The following is a 17320-nucleotide window of genomic DNA, read 5'->3' as shown; positions in this document are numbered from 1 at the left end:
TACGCGTTTCACTTACGAACCATAATTTCAACCGGTCCTTTGCGAGAAACCATATGAATACTCACATCTTTCCTATGTCGCTGCAAAAGAACGTCAGCTTGCGATTTTCCAACTGTGATGTTTTTCAAAGTAATTTCCTGAATACATTCGGGCAACACGGGATAATGAAAAATAATTTTTTTTTCGAGACTATCAATAGAAAGCCCAAGAATCGCTTGCAAAAAAAAGAAAACAGAAGCCGATGCCCAAGCTTGAGGCAAACAGGCAACCGGATAAAGTGTTGGTCCCTCTGCAGAGCGGCGCGGAAAACCACAAAATAATTCAGGCAAACGATGTAAATCCAAAAAAAGACTCGCATCAAAAAATCCCTTAATTAATTTCATAGCCAAATTCTTAAACCCGTAGCGAGCCAAACCCAAGGCCAAGATAGCATTGTCATGCGGCCAAATAGATCCGTTATGATAAGACATAGGATTATAAAGACGCTCCTGACTTGATAGTGTCCGAATACCCCAACCGGTAAAAAAATCTTGTCCTGAAAAAATAGTTGCCATTTTTCGTGCGTGCTCTACCGGTGCAATGCCCGAAAAAAGACAATGTCCCGCATTGGAAGCGCGCACTTGGCATGGCCGTTTTTTCCCATCCAATGCCAAAACATACATAGAAATTTCATCGGACCAAAATACCTTAATAAATTTATCGCGTAAAATTTTTGCCTTTTTGAAGTAATGCCTAGCACTTTCTTTATGACCGAGCGCTTTTGCCATCTTAGCAGCTTTTTGAAAAGCATCGTAAACATATCCTTGCACCTCACACAAAGCAATGGGGCCTTGGGCTTGTGAGCCATCCTTATGAAAAATAGAATCCTCGGAATCTTTCCATCCCTGGTTAACAAGCCCTTTAGCTTTTTTTCCGCCATACTCCACAAAACCATCCCCATCCACATCGCCGTATTCTTTAATCCAGCAAAGTGCTAATTCTATATGGGGCCAAATCGTTTTAATCGTTTCCAAATCGCCCGTTCTTTCATAATAAGCACCCGCTAAAACCACAAATAACGGCGTGGCATCCACACTGCCATAGTAAAGGCCAAAGGGCACTTCGTTTAGTTTGGCCATTTCCCCTTTCCTTAATTCGTGAAGAATTTTTCCCGGTTCAGCCTCCTTTTCCGCATCACATGCCTTAGCCTGATAAGCGGCTAAACAAGTTAAAACCCCGCGTGCAATTTTAGGATTAATCCAAAGATAAAAAAGCGCCGTAAAAATACCATCGCGACCAAACACTGTATTAAACCAGGGAACCCCCGCATAGGGATAAAAACCTTCAGGTAATTGGGTAATCATCATGTGAATATCGGCATACGAACGATCAATCCAATCATTAAACTGCTCGTTCGAAGTCACAACACCGCAATCACCCTTTCTCACTGTTTCTCGATCTTGAGACGCAAGGCAAAACGCTTCATCGTAAGAAAAAATCGGCACTTTTCTTTTTCCAGGAACAAATACGTACTGCAAAAATACATCAACAAAAGAATGAGGCGCTAATTTTATATCAAAAAAAAGTTCTGATGATGTTGTCTTAGTCAGTTTGGCAGAGGAATTTGAGGAAAACCAATGAATGCGTGTTTCTCTTTCCTCTCCATCCAATCCCTGATAAGACAAATAAACCGTTTCATCATGAACACGAGGTGGCTTCATTTTACCTCGTTTCTCACGCTTCGCTCCACGCACTTCGAAAATATCCGAAAAATCATTTTCAAAACACAAAGAAAAATGAACGATTCGAGGAGTGTTTTCATAATAACCAAAACGAAATCTTTCGTAACAAGCCCCTTGCCACAGAAATTTCGATCGAAAAATATGAAGGGATCCTCGATGCATAAGGACCTCATCGCCCTGTTTCATGTCTGGATTGGTCAAGTCCACTGTCAAAAGAGTATTATCTTCTAAAATCGAAGAGCTCAGAAGAAAAGGGCGCTGCTGATCAATACGAAATTCTAAACGAGATAAATAACGAGTTTCTGAATGATAAATTCCTTCTTCACCACACCATAACGATTGAATATCGCCATAACGATCAAAAACCGCAAAAGTATTGCCATATTTCAACACGCGCGTGCGATCGTCAGCCAAAATCGATTCAGCCAAAATATAAAATTCATCCTGATCTTTTATCGTTTTCTGTATCATGACGCCTTCGCTATAAGAAATTTCGAAATGAGGGAGTGATAAATTTTTAAATAATTAATAGCCATATGATTTGAAGTAAATTTCTCCTCAAAAACTTCCCGACATCGTTTTCTGCTCAACGTTGGAATTTTTTTCACCGCCTCCACGGCTTCAGCTAATGTCTTAACAATAAAGCCAGTTTTCCCTTCCTCCATAATTTCGGGAACCGATCCATTTCGACACGCAATCACTGGCGTGCCGCAAGCCATGGCTTCAATCATCACCAATCCAAAAGGCTCAGGCCAATCAATAGGAAATAAGAGAGCGTAAGCTTTACCCAAAAATTCGCCCTTCTCTTTTTCACCGATTTCACCGATATACTCGATATTGGGATTATCCAACAAAGGTTTAATTTTTGCATGAAAATAATCTTTGTCCACCTTATCAATTTTTGCTGCAATTTTGAGTGGCATACCGACTTGATTGGCAATAACGATAGCACTATCAACCCGTTTCTCTGGACTAATTCTTCCCAAAAAAGCTAAGTAATTTCCCATTTGTTCGTGATAAGCGTAAAGATCGCGAGGAAGCCCATGATAAACCGTTTGTTGCCAATTGATCCATGATAACGGTTTTCGTTGTGAATCAGAAATGGAAACAACAGGAATATCGCTAAATTCCTGATATAAAGGAATGAGGTCAGGAATATCAAGACGTCCATGCAGCGTGGTAAGAGAAGGGGTGACAACTCGTCGGAAAAGAGAAAAAGGCAAATAATCAATATGCGAATGAATGATGTCAAAACGATCAGCTTGCTGACAAAGTTTTTCTATCATACCCACATGATACGCCGCTTGATCGATGCAATGTTTATCAACCCGCAACGCTCGCTGACATTGAGGGTTCAATTTGGCGGAAGTAACCGAATCACCACTCGCAAAAAGGGTAACATCATGCCCTAAACGAACCAACTCTTCAGTTAAATATGAAACCACACGCTCCGTTCCTCCATAACATTGTGGAGGAACACTTTCATAAAGTGGGGCAACTTGAGCGATTTTCATAGTAATCCTCCGAATTCGACCCTGCGTTTAGCTTCACGCTAACTTCGTTTCACTTGATCTGATCTACTTTTTCCACAACAGATAAAATCGACTCAGCAAGTTTACTTTAATTTATGAAACTGCGCCTTTTCGTCAAATAACAGTAAGAAGCTAAAGCTAACTCACATCCCACTTGGATAAGTCTCTGGAGCATCTTCCTCTCCCGCTTCCCATTCTGTTGTGCGTTCCAGCGGTTCCACCGCACGGGTATAGTCAAAATGTAAAATAGCATCGAATTGCTCAGATAAAGACGCTCGAAAATAATGGCTGAGACGTTCAGTTTCCGGTCTATAAATCACACCAATCGCCCGCTCCAAACGCGGCTCCGCAAATGCCACTTCCAATTCACGATTACTCTTTAAATTAAGAAAAAAACGTGAAATTCCCGATTCATGAAAAAGCGCTTCAAAACTTTCTAAAAGCGCAGGCCTCACCTGTTTACGTTCAGCGGGCGCATCCCATTCTGAAGCCGCAGTCACCGTGCCTTGATAAGTCGTCAAACCCACCAGCATCGCTTGATTTCCATAATTTTTCCGAAGCAAATGCCCCACATTAATTTCACCTCTTTGTCCCATTTCCGTGGCGCCGGCATTACCCAAATGCGAATTATGCGCCCATATCACAATTTTGGGATTTAGTTTCAAATCCTTTAAATGAACCCGCAGCGCCTCCAAAGTTTCCACCATATGCGTATCGCGCAAATTCCAAGAAGAAACTTCCGCCTGAAACATAGCGCGATAATAATGCTCCGCATTTTTAATGAGCCGCGCATTTTGTTCAGCGGAAAAATATTCGCTCATCGCCACATAACCATCTCGACTCAGATAGCGAGCCTGATGTTGACTCAAATCAAGCAGAGCTTTGATCACTTCTTCCTCGCACGACTTCGAAATTCCCAATCCTGTCGCCCATCCATAGCCTTGAACATCTGAACCAAAATGATCGAAACACGAATATCGCAATCGAGCGCGTTGAGCAGCCAAAGGATCAACCTTGGCAAGATAATTTAAAACCGCTCCGATCGAAGTGTGTAGACTATAAAGATCCATTCCCAAAAAACTCACCTTCTTAGCAGGTTTCGCGATGGTTTCATTATAGTCACGCAACCATCCAGTAAAATCCAACACCTCTGCATTGCGCCACATCCAAAGCGGAAACCGTTTAAAATCACCTAACGCCTCAATACTTTCTTCATTGGAATTCGTGCCATGCACAAAACGATTCACGCGATAAGCATCCGGCCAATCCGCCTCCACAGCAACCGCTTGAAATCCCTTTTCTTGAATCAAACGTCGCGTAATTTTCGCGCGTTCTCGATAAAATTCATGTGTGCCATGCGATGCCTCCCCCAACAAAACAAAAGAAGCATCGCCCACAAGATCCAACAAAGCATCATAATCTTGAGAGGATCCGGTAAGTGGCTGGGCCTTTTCTTGAATCAAGGCGATAAGTTTTTTCATTCTTTTAATGTAATCAGGATAAATAATGTGCAAACCAATCTGCAGCCCAACGCACCACCTCCTCCAACTTACCAGGCCCTTCAAAAAGATGAGTTGCCCCTGACACAATCGACAACTCTTTTTTGCAAGTAAGCCGCTGAAACGCTTTTCGATTCAACCCTAAAACAACCTCATCATCTCCGCTCCCAATTAGAAATGTTAGAAACGAATTCAGGAAATGAAGCTATTGCAAGATGGGAGCGTAAACTCCGTGAAACTATAGCATAAATTTTATCGCTTAAATAAAAGCAGAGCTTTATAGAAGTAAAAAGATTGGAAAAAGCACACCATAAAAATAAAGCTATTACTTAAAAAGCTTAGAAATTTGGAGAGAAACAGTTGTATATTGAGTTAACCCCGTTTATACGTTTACATTCATAGACCGAATTACCAGCTTACCTCCAACCCATAGTCTGAAAAATTAAATACCTCCCAAGAATAACTGTAGCCACCCCCTACCTGCGGAGTCACAAAGCCAGTTCCCCATGACAAGTTCGCTCCATTAGGACCAGGCAATCCTGAATTAATAGAAATACCCAAACCAGAACCACTGGTAAAATTAAAAGCATGACCTGATAAAAAGTTTCTTAACTCATCTTCGCTTGGTTTACAATCAGAAAGAGCCATCCAGTTAAAAGTACCACTAGCCGCCACCCCTACATCGTGAGTTTTACCTAAACTAATACCAGGTCCTATATATACGTTACCATAACGATCGATACTAACAGTTACAGACCCACCCACCCAATCAGGTATCCATTCCAAATATGGAATATAATGTGGACTAGCACTCACACTTCCTGAAACATAATCCGGCATTCGCCAATCCACCAAACCATAGGGATCGATTTTATCAATCGGCCCATTATCAACATAACCGTAAAGATTAATCCCACCCAACTCTCCGATAGGATCTCGTGAAAGCCATCTTGCATAATTCGCATCATAAGCTCGAAATCGTGTCAAATGAAGACCGGAAGGCGAATCAAAGTAATGGCCAGTAAAACCAAAATCGGATTCTAAATCACCTGAGAGTTTTGTTCTTCTTCCGTAAGGATCGTAATCGTAACGCGCTTGAACCACTCCGTTTTCATCCGTCACTTCGCGAATCGAGCCGAGGTGATCGCGGGTATAATAATATTTTTGTTGATTGGCCAGTTGAACGCCTGAACTGTAAAAATGCTTAATAATTTCGTTATTAGCATTTCTTTCTTCAGCCAGAGTATTTCCTGCCCATAAAAAACGTTTATCGCTGGTTAAAACATTATTTTCTTTTTCCTTTATTCCCACCCATCGACCCAATCCATCATAAGTGAATTGAGTGGTATTAGTGACTAGTGACTGGTGACTTGTGATTTGAATTAAGCGATTGAATGCATCCCATTCATAACTGACGTCTGATAGCTGAGAGCTTACATCTGTTAGATTACCATCGGGATCATAAACAAATGTGGTGTTTGCTTCATTGGTCACTAAAACTTGGTAGACATTCGTTCGAATATTGTTCTGCGCATCTTTTGCAGTAATAGTAATGAGATTCGTGCCCGGTTGAATTTTTACTAATCTTTCAAATTGGTTGCCGACTGTTTTTGCGGGTAGATCATTAACTTTCACCAGAGCTGGTTCATTGACTTCACCTTGAAATAGAATTGAGCCTCCGGCTTGAAGCTGATTGAGTTGGTTGAGTTTGTTAAAACTGCCTTCAACAGGATTATAATTTTCTTGCACACTAACGCGATTACCCACCGCGTCGTAGTTATAAAAAGATTTTTTCAGTGCAGTTTGAGTATTCAGATCTTTCAGAATCGCACTTTTGAGTTGATCCACTTGATCGTAATCAAAATGATAAACTTGAGGCGAATCGCCGAGTTGACGATCCCATTGCACAATATTGCCGTTAAAATCATAATGGTAAGTGAATTGGGAAAGGGTTTCTTGCGCTGGACCTTGATTAACTATTTCTTTTAATCGAGAACTGCCATTGGGATCGTAATAATCAAAAAGTGTTTTTTGAGAATTAGGATAAGTAATCTCTTTAATCTGGCTGCTAACGCCATTGTAATCGTATTGAAAAACTCCCAAACCATCTGTCTTCGAATCAATGCGCCCTAATTCATCGTAAACAACACTGACGCTTGATGAAGCGATCGTGCGTTGGGTGGCACGATTAAGCGCATCATAACTATAAGTGATTGTGTCATTGTCCCAAGGTCCGTCGATCGATTTCAGTCGGCTTACTACGTCATAACCATAAGTTGTCGTGCCCAGGTTATCGACCATTTGAGTCTGACGATTTAATTCATCATAACTCCAAGACACGGGAGCAAGATCGGCCCCACTAAGATTGGTTAAATTGTAGGTTTTATCGTAAGCGTAATGGATCACTTGATTACGCGCGTTAGTAAAGGTGATAAGGTTTCCTATTTTATCGTAGCCATATTTTAGTTCAGAATTGTCAGCATAGATTCTTTTTACTAATCGATCAACAGCATCATATTCCCATTTGGTCTGGCCGCCTTTGGGATCAATGAGTCTAATTAAATTCCCATTCGGATCGTAAAAGAATTGAGTGATACGATTTTGCGCGTCGGTTTGTGTCAAAAGTTTTCCAACAGCATTATAAGAAAAATAGGTCGTATGACCGGCGCGATCGTTCTGACTTTCGAGTCGGCAACAACTCCACTGGTTTTCAATCGTTGTGCCATCGGAAAAAGTGATTTTAGTAATGCGATTCAGATCATTATAATCGTAAGCTTTCGTATTACCCAGAGAATCAGTGACGGTTTGCACCCGGCCAATGGGATCGTAAGTAAAAGTTTGAAGAGTTGCATTGCCTTTTTTAATTGCAGTGATTTGTTGCCACTCGTTTCGCACATAGGTTGTGATTTCACCTAAAGCGTTTGTAATTGCAATTAAGTTACCAAATTCGTTATAGCCATAAAAAGTTTGATGTTGCGCGGCATCCGTGATTGAAGTCACTTGGCCTTCAACTCCATACGCTAACTCTAAAATGGTTTGATCCAAAGCATTCACTATTTTCGTAAGATCTTGCTTGTTATTTTCAGCATAGGAAAACGTGGTGACATTGCCACGCGCGTCGGTGTGAGTGAGAACTTTTTTCTTACTGTTGTAAGTATAAGATTGTGTGTTTCCATTTCGATCTTGAAAAGTCTGCGGTTTTTTATGGCTCGTATAATCGTTAAAAAATTCTTCAGACCCATCGGCATATTCCACACTTGAAAAAGCGCCTTTTCCCTCGACTAACGTGTAAAAAAATCGCGTTTTAGGCGCTTGCAAAGCAGGAAGCTTGGAAAGACATTGTTTTTTGTTGCGATACCAACCGTAACCGCCCGCTCCATCGAAATAATATTCTTCTCTAAAACCTAAAGGATCCGTAATAGTCACGCGATAATTTTCCCACATCGCAGCGCCCGGAGCGGGATAATTTTGTCCGCCCTGATTTGCCTGTTGGCCAGAGGAAGGATAAGAAGCTTGTATCCCAAGCCCCGTTTCTGCTGCCTCAATGTAAAACTTAGTTTTTCCCGAAGGTAAAGTAATGCTAGCGAGGTAAGAATCGTCATCATACGTATAGCTGTAACTGATGCCACCCATATCGGTTTGACCGATGAGATCGTCATTTTGATCATATTGAAAAGTGGCCTGTCGACCAAAAGGGTCGTCTATGTGACCAATGTAGCCTTGAGGGTTGTAATGAACCGAGGTTTCCCGACCTAAAGCATCTTTAATTTTAGTTAAAGCGCCTTGCGCATTATGTTCCAAAACTATTTTCTGCCCAAACGGATCGCGCACTTCTACCAACAAAGAAGTGGTGCTCTCTCCTTCCAACGCTTCAGGCACGGCATAACGATAAACTTTTCTGTTAGGTAATTTTAATTCATAAGCATAATCACCTACTTTGGTTAACTGATAATTAGGTCGATCCTTGGGCGGGTTATAACTATTAGGACCACTTGGCGTGTATGAATCGCGACGACCGTGTGGCATAACAAGAGTTACCGTTCCACCCGGTCCTTCCATGGCGTAAGAAGCGTAATTGAATGACCATTTATTACCAAAAGGGCGTAGTTGATTAATGGAATCCTGGCTATTATAGGTCAAAACGATTCGGACGTTCGGCCCTATATTATTGTCATACCAGAGTGGAATATCTCGAACTTTGACATTCAAGTTAATGCCATTGACTCGCCAAGTTGGAAGCCCTTTTCCACAATCATTTTCCTCATCATCCTCTTCATCGCCCAAGTCATCTTCCGGTCGCGGAATACCACAACAGCCACCCACTTGATGCAAATCCTCTGCACTAGCCAAGCGAATTTCCTTGGCAATTTTCTCATTAAAAACTATCCCCAATCCTGACCACTGCCGCAAAAAATTATCTTTCGGCAACCGAGTCTCATGTTTTAGCCGTGGATCGTAAATTTTAATCTCTTCCGTTTGAGGAAAAATATCTTTTACCACAACATAATGAAGATCCCGGTAATGGGCAATAAAGGGAGTCGCAATTTTATCTAGTGCTGGGCCATCAGCCCGAATCGCCTTGGGCTGAAACCCCGCTTGCTTAGCAACCGTCATCAACTCTTCCAATGTAAAACCATGATCGCCTTTAGCAGGACGTTGTCTTAATTTTTCTGCCTTTTCGGCTTCTCCGCGAATATCACATAAATAGGCAACACTTTCTGAACCACAATTTCGCAAAGCTGCTTGAAAATTTTTCCATAAGCTCAACTGTCGAATCCAAGTTTGAGCATAGGTGCGACGTTCCCAACTTTTTTCTGTCTGTAACATTTCCTTGAAAGAATCAATCGCCTGTTGAATCTGTCCCTGTTCCATCGCCAAAACCGAACGACGCAATTTTGCTTTTTGATACATGTCGGTGCCCTTGGCAACTTGTTTTAAAATCCATTCGAAATTAAATTCCGCCTCATCCCAACGCCCATTAAATTGCGCTTCGCAACCCATGTGCAATTCCGCCTCTCCTGCCCAAGGACTATCGGGAAATTCAGTTCGATGTTTTTGAAAGAGTTGCACAGCCTCGGAATATTTATGCCGGTTCCACAAATCCATTGCTTTCGCAAAAAGCAGATTATCTTGTTCTTGACGCTTGCGTTGAACAGAATTCCTGATCGCCTTAGGCTCGGCAGGCCCCGTCGGAGTCAAAGGGCTACCGAGTTGACCTGCGCGGCGCAACTCTTTTTCGCCAGGCACTCGAGTTAAGTCTAAATTTCTTAAAGTAATTTTTCCTTTTTCGCCGCCATAAGGTGCGGGATAAATTTGATCAACAATTGATTTTTGCGATCCTTGCTTATGTGGGTTAAGCCATTGTTGAGCTTGAATTAAAAAATTTGTCTTTTTCTCTCGGTCAACCAGAAGAAAAGCTAAACTCATGGCGATAAGTCCACCCACTAATCCGATACTGATTATTTTCTTCATGTTTCCTTGTCCAATTTAGAAAATGAGCACTGCATTTTCCGGTTTTTTTAAAGTGATAATAGGCGCTTCTTCATCTTGAGGATCGCCCGGTGGCAACTGAGATTGATTCGGATCCAAAGGAAACGCGTCGTCTTTATCATTGACCCCATCCCCATCGGTATCAGGAAGAAAAGGATTGGTTCCTATCTCGTCTATTTCTACTGCATTGATCAGACCATCCTTGTCGACGTCCAGATCGACCGGGTTGATATTAAGTTGAATCGATACCCCATCAATCACCCCATCACCGTTGCTATCAGGATTTGTCGGATCCAAAGTTTCTCCATAAGTCTGTTGTAAAAGATATTCTTCATAATCCGAAAGCCCATCTCCATCATGATCCACATCAGCACTAGAAGTCGCAGGATCAAAACCGTAGCTTACCTCCCATCCATCTGGCATACCGTCGCCATCTGAATCAATTTTTTTCGGATCCGACTGATAAACATTCACCTCTTCGCCGTCTTTTAGTCCATCGCCGTCGGTATCGGCTAATTGCAAGCTGGTGCCTGCCTCATATTCACCCACATTAGTTAACCCATCGGCATCCCCGTCTCCATTGGCGTCCTCAGGATTATTTTTATCAAATCCTTGTTTCATTTCCCAAGCATCAGGCATTCCATCATTATCCGTATCAACAAATTCATCCACTCCAACATCCACAGGATCATTTCGCCATTCACCATCAACATCCCAACGAGAAAGCGCCAAATTTGCACCCGCGTTACGCGCAGCACTGCTAGCCTTTAAACGAAAACTGTTAGGAATTAAACCGGGATTTTCACCCCAAGCGCCATGCTCACCATTCATCACAAAAGAATGAGAAACATTAATCTCGCCCTTATTAGTTAAATAAATTTGTTTTTTATTTTCTTCGTCCTCATTCCAAACAATGGAATTTTGCAAATATAAATGGCCTTTTAACCCTACATAGATTCCTTTGCCACTGGCTGCATTACTCGTTTTATTTTCAACAATCAAACAATGATTAACCCAAAGACGTCCCGCATCCAAATGAATTCCCCCTGCCTTACCCACATCACTATTCCCTTGAATGATACAATGACTGATCGAGGCCATATTATTTTTCCCCATCGAAACATTGATACCTGAACTTTTGAAACCTGGCTGGTGAGTAATCACAAAACCATCTAACGCCCAATGATTGTCTTTCTCGTTAAACGCCTCAAAAGCCTCATTATTTGATTTTGAACTAATAGCTGGTAAAGATCCTTGACCTAGCTCTCCTAATAATAAAACACGTTTCCATAATGGATTAATCGATTCCTGATAAGTAGCCGCTTTCACAAAAATCACAGAATAAACATTTGTCTGTGCTGATGCTTTACTGATCGCTTCCGCAATCGTTTTATAAATATTATCATTCGGCGAATTAGCGCCGTTCACTGGATCCACAATGTGATGGGGCACCGGAAAACTATCTTTATCATTAGGCAAGGTGTTATTGGCAAATTCGTAAACATTTGGAATGCGATCTCCATCCAAATCCTGAAGACAATCGGTGTCATCGAAAGGATTCAAACCATAAGTATTTTCCCAAGGATCAAGCATCCCATCATTATCACTATCCGACTCCTCATAAGTCGAAGTGGTGGCTTGAAATTCCATGGCGCTTTGATTGGCCTGCGCCTGAATCGTGCTAGCTGTGTTATAATTCAAAGCTTGTTTGTAATAAATGCGAGCAAGTCCCTGCCCATCACTTTTGGTTTCGATAGCTTCAAGCAAAGGGGTATTGCCGTCGTTGTTTAAGGAAAGTTTTCCGCCGCCTGATAAAACCGTAAATGTGATTGGCGCATTTATCATGGACTGGCCTTCTTTTGTCACTTTAACAGTCAAAGCTTGCGGCAAAAATTGATTGGGGGAGCTTTTCTGATTATTGCCCTGAGTAATAGTAAGCGTGGGCGAAAATCCTTCGTAATAATCGTTAGGATCCGTTCCTTGTTGCTGTTCTTCCTGATTACTTTTTCCATCACCATCCGCATCGTCCCAACCACTTTGATCTACTGAATTACCAAAATATTTTAATTCCCACACATCAGGCAATCCGTCTTGATCCATGTCGGACTTGCTATAAAGCTCCTGCACTTCCGTCGTTTTCAAGGCGCGATCGTAAATGCGCACCTCATCAAATTCCGCAAACGTTGGCCAACCCCAAGCACCTCGACCCAAAAGAAAACCGTTGGATGAAACGTTTAAGGGAGTAATTGATCGATCAGCATCTCCTATAAATTGATCATCCACCCAAATCTTAAGTTTTTGTTCACTGCCATCTCGAATAAAAGTGAGTCGATGCCATTGATTATCTGCTAAAGAAGTAATTGGCCAATCCGTAAAACCCACGACCCCACTGATCCACCAGAGATAATTACTTTGCCACAAATAGCCTACAAGCTCATAAGTACTCTGTTCATTGATAGCATTAAAAAGCATTTGCTTGCCCGAATATTGTGTTTTCAATAAAAACGAAATCGTTACGTTATTTTGTCCATCAACCAAATCTCCATTTAATTGAAGATAACCATAAGTATTATCGAGCGATAAAGCCCCACCCACGCCTGCCGCCGGTTTCCAAACACCGCCCTCCTGCAAAAAACCATTACGTTGATAAGAAGATTGATCATAAGCCACCATCCCCTCCGCTTCATTTAAGGGATAATAGCCTTGCAAACCTAAAAAAAGACTATCGCTCATACCATAACCATACGTGTCATAAAGCGTAGGATTGGTTTGAAGTTTAAATTCTTGCAAGGCCGTAAGCGAGTCTTGATCATCATCACTGTTCGCATCGGAAGGATCAGCCGGATTCAGTCCATACTCTAACTCCCAAGTGTCTGACATCCCATCCAAATCAGCGTCACCTTCATTGCCATTTTTTGTCATGGTATTGCCAAAATTTTCCAACTCCCAATAATCCGCTAAACCGTCCTTATCCATATCAGACTTGTTATAAAGCTCCTGTAATTCCTCAGGTTTCAAAACGCGATTATAAATGCGCACCTCATCGAACTCTCCATACGTTGTCCACCCCCAAGCACCTCGACCAAAAATGAAACCATTTGGCGCAATATTAAGCGGACCTAAAGATCGATTCGCTTGGCCAACCAAATGATCATCCACCCAAACACTTAAACTTTGCCCTTGCGCATCGCGCACAAAAGCAAAACGATGCCATTGGTTATCCGCTAAAGATTCTGTTTGCCAGTCCGTGAACCCATTGATGTCACTGATAAACCAAAGATAATCACTTTCCCAAAAAAACCCTACAAGCTCATAAGAACTCTGTTCATTACCCGCATTAACTAATATTTGTTTTCCCGGATATTGAGTTCGAAACAAAAAAGAAATAGTCACATTGGTTTGCTGGTTAATCAAACCTCCATCAATCTGAAGATAACCTAACGTGTTATTTAATTCTAAAGCCCCACCCACACCAATTTGAGGATTCCAAGCGCCACCCTCATAAACATAGCCATGTCTTTGATAAGGAGTTTGGTCAAATGCTACGATGCTTTCCGTTTCGTTAAGGGGATAGTAACCTTGAAGACCTAAAAGCAAACTATCACTCATCCCAAAACCTTGAGTATCATAAAGCGTCGGATTTGTTTTTAATTGATATTCTTGCAAAGCCGTTAAAGAATCTTGGTCGTCATCACCTTTAGCATCCAAGGAATCTGTAGGATCTAACCCATATTCCAATTCCCATGCATCAGGCAAACCATCTTGATCGCTATCAGGCTCCGCATACAAATAGTTTGCTTCTAGAAAAAATCCTAAAATAAGAGAAAATAAGGCTAAAGAGACTCTTTTCTTTTCAAGAGAAATCATACGGGAGAATCCGTTTGTAGCCGCTTTTTAAGATAAGAGTCAAGATCAAAACAACTAAGACAGAAGTTTAAAAAACGAAATACTCAAGGGTGGCAACGTCAAATTTAACGAAAAATTTCTTCGTTGCGCAGGCACTTTCTCCGCATATTTTCCTCCCCAATTCCCGCGCCCACTACCAACATATTCTCGAGCATCGCTGTTAAGAATTTCCTTCCAAAAACCCGCCTCAGGCACGCCCACGCGATAATCCTCTCTGACTGCAGGTGTAGCATGACAAACCACCAAAATCAGATCCTGCGCCGTTTCGCCACGACGCAAAAAACTCACCACACTACTGTCCGCATCATTAAAATCCACCCATTCAAAACCGGAAGAATCAAAATCCTTTTCATGCAAAGCAGGCTCCTGTCGATACAAACGATTCAAATCGCGCACCCACCGTTGCACCCCAGCATGCAACCCATTTTCTAAAAGATGCCAATCGAGACTACCTTCATGCGACCACTCCCTCCCCTGCGCAAATTCGCCGCCCATAAACAATAATTTCTTACCCGATTGAGCATACATATAACCCAATAACAATCGCAAATTAGCAAATTTCTCCCACTCATCGCCGGGCATAATTTCCAGAAGTGATCCCTTTTCGTGAACCACTTCATCATGAGAAAGCGGCAACACAAAATTCTCGTTAAACGCATAAACCATTCGAAACGTCAGTGACCCTTGATGAAACTTGCGAAAAATGGGATTTTTCCGAAAATAATAAAGCGTGTCATGCATCCACCCCATATCCCATTTCATATGGAAACCTAGTCCTCCTTGTTCCACGGGTCGACTCACTGCCGGCCAAGCCGTTGATTCCTCCGCCATAGTAATCGTGTCAGGAAAATAGTGTCGTACCGATTGATTAAATTGTTTCAAAAGCGCAATCGCATCCAAATTTTCATTGCTCCCATAACAATTCGGAATCCATTCACCCGCCTTACGCGAATAATCCAAATACAACATCGAAGCCACCGCATCCACACGAATGCCGTCGATATGATATTTATCCAGCCAAAACAAAGCGCTACTTAATAAAAAACTTTTTACTTCGTGCCGACCATAATTAAACACACCACTCTTCCAATCGGGATGAAACCCCTGTCGCGGATCAGCGTGCTCATACAAATGCGACCCATCAAAAAAAGCCAACCCATGCGCATCATTTGGAAAATGCGATGGCACCCAATCCAAAATCACGCCAATGCCATGCTGATGCAAGCAATCAATCAAAAACATAAAATCTTGCGGCGTCCCAAAACGGCTAGTCGGCGCAAAATAACCTGTCACCTGATAACCCCAAGAACCGTAAAATGGATGTTCCATGATCGGCAAAAATTCCACGTGCGTAAAACCCATCTCCTTCACATAATCCACCAAAAGCGGCGCCAACTCGCGATAAGTCAAAAACCTATGTCCTTCTTCTGGAATACGACGCCACGAGCCCAAATGTAACTCATAAATCGACATCGCATCACGCGAAAAATTCTGCTTCTTTCTTTCCGCCAACCAATCCGCGTCTTGCCATTCATAATCCAAATCCCATGCCACAGACGCTGTTCGCGGCGGCGTTTCATGGCAAAATCCGATCGGATCCAACTTTTCCGCACAATAACCACGATGTCGTGAAACAATATAATACTTGTAACGATCCCCCTTCTTCACCCCAGGAATAAATCCTTCCCAAACCCCTGAATGACCGGTTGCCTCCATGGAATTCGCTGCGCGATCCCAATCGTTAAAATCTCCAATACAAAAAACTTTTTCCGCATTCGGCGCCCAAACCGAAAAATGCGCCCCTTTTTTTCGTGACTGAGTAGTCAAATGACAACCTAACTTATCGTAAAGACGCAAATGCGTACCCTCATTAAAAAAATGAATATCTTCCTGACTTAACCATGTGTTTTGTTTTTTCATTTTACTTTACTTAAGGACAGACCCTTTTTTCTTAAGCAATTCCTCATAAAATTCCAGTGTTTGTCGAGCAATCGCAGACCAACTAAAATATTTCTCAACCCGTTCACGCCCCTTAATCGCCATCGATTTTGCCAGTGTAGAATCATTCAAAATCCGATTCATCGCATCGGCTAAATCATGAGAAAATTTTTCTTTATCGATCGGCTCCGGATCCGCCAAGCTTCGCGCCTGAATTGGCACCAAAAATCCCGTCTCACCATCCACCACCACTTCAGGAATTCCACCTACTTTTGAAGCCACTACCGGTGTCTCACACGCCATCGCTTCCAAATTAATAATCCCAAACGGCTCATAAACCGAAGGACACACAAACACCGCCGCTTGCGAATAAAATGCAATAATTTCTTGGCGCGGCAACATTTCCGAAATCCAAACGATCGAATTTCTCGTTAATCTGCGCGCCTCATCCACCAACTGTTTCATTTCCACTCCTATCTCTGGAGTGTCAGGCGCTCCGGCACATAAAACCACTTGCACCCCTTCCTTCAAATGAGCAATCGCATTGACCAAATGCAAAATCCCTTTCTGCCGCGTAATGCGTCCCACAAACAAAACATAGGGAACATCCGGATTCACTCCGTAACGCTCCAAAACCGACCGATCATACCGAGGTTGATACTGTTTTAAATCAATCCCGTTATGAATAATTTTAACTTTATCAGGCTGTACTCCATACAACTTTTCCACCTCTTCCTTCATCGACTGGGAAACCGCGATCACCCCATCAGCATTCTGATAAGCCGTGCGTTCAATCCACGAACTCATCTCATAACCCCTACCCAACTGCTCCTCTTTCCACGGTCGATGCGGCTCCAAAGAATGCGTCGTCAAAACCAACACCGCATCCAACAACTGCTTTACCAAACATCCACCAAAATGGCTATACCAGGTGTGACAATGCACCACATCGGCCTTTGCTAAAGAACCTGCCATCACCAAATTTCTCAACAACGGATCAAAAACTTTCTTATGTCGCACATCCGCCACAGTCGGAAAATGAAATTTAGGCTCAACACCTTGCACATGAAAATGCTCTCGCTCTTCCTTTTGCTCACCAAAACACAACACCTCAATCGAATGTTTTCTCCCCTCCAAATTCGCCAACTCGCGAGTCAAATACTCCACATGCACCCCGGCTCCTCCATAGATATTCGGCGGATATTCGTTCGTCAAGAGAGCAATGTTCATGAAG

7 protein-coding genes are annotated in these 17320 nt (G+C 42.3%); all 7 read right to left on the bottom strand.

Annotated features, from left to right (window positions below):
* Positions 1–8: 8 nt before the first annotated feature.
* Positions 9–2192, bottom strand: coding sequence for an amylo-alpha-1,6-glucosidase (locus K1X66_03540; protein ID MBX7157441.1), 2184 nt, complete (start codon positions 2190–2192; stop codon positions 9–11).
* Positions 2189–3235, bottom strand: a complete 1047-nt coding sequence (locus tag K1X66_03535) for a glycosyltransferase family 4 protein (protein ID MBX7157440.1) — start codon at positions 3233–3235, stop codon at positions 2189–2191. The genes K1X66_03540 and K1X66_03535 overlap by 4 nt, the downstream gene beginning before the upstream one ends.
* A gap of 161 nt (positions 3236–3396) precedes the next feature.
* The gene (locus K1X66_03530) at positions 3397–4734 is read right to left on the bottom strand and encodes an erythromycin esterase family protein (protein MBX7157439.1); all 1338 of its coding nucleotides are present in this window, start codon (positions 4732–4734) and stop codon (positions 3397–3399) included.
* A 426-nt stretch (positions 4735–5160) separates the two neighbouring features.
* The gene (locus K1X66_03525) at positions 5161–10224 is read right to left on the bottom strand and encodes a hypothetical protein (GenBank protein MBX7157438.1); all 5064 of its coding nucleotides are present in this window, start codon (positions 10222–10224) and stop codon (positions 5161–5163) included.
* A gap of 15 nt (positions 10225–10239) precedes the next feature.
* Positions 10240–14109: a hypothetical protein gene (locus K1X66_03520; protein MBX7157437.1), complete on the bottom strand. Its 3870-nt coding sequence runs from the start codon at positions 14107–14109 to the stop codon at positions 10240–10242.
* Between the two features lie 54 nt (positions 14110–14163).
* Positions 14164–16068 (bottom strand): 1,4-alpha-glucan branching protein GlgB, encoded by a 1905-nt coding sequence (glgB, locus tag K1X66_03515; GenBank protein ID MBX7157436.1) that lies wholly within the window; start codon positions 16066–16068, stop codon positions 14164–14166.
* Positions 16069–16074: 6 nt separating this feature from the next.
* Entirely contained in the window at positions 16075–17316 is a 1242-nt protein-coding gene (glgA, locus tag K1X66_03510) for a glycogen synthase (GenBank protein ID MBX7157435.1), read from the bottom strand.
* Between the last annotated feature and the right edge of the window lie 4 nt (positions 17317–17320).

The sequence above is a fragment of the Verrucomicrobiia bacterium genome (genome assembly GCA_019694135.1).
Lineage (GTDB): Bacteria > Verrucomicrobiota > Verrucomicrobiia > JADLBR01 > JAIBCM01 > JAIBCM01.
The sequence above is the reverse complement of the archived record's forward strand: the minus strand, read 5'-3'. Positions and strand labels throughout refer to the sequence as shown.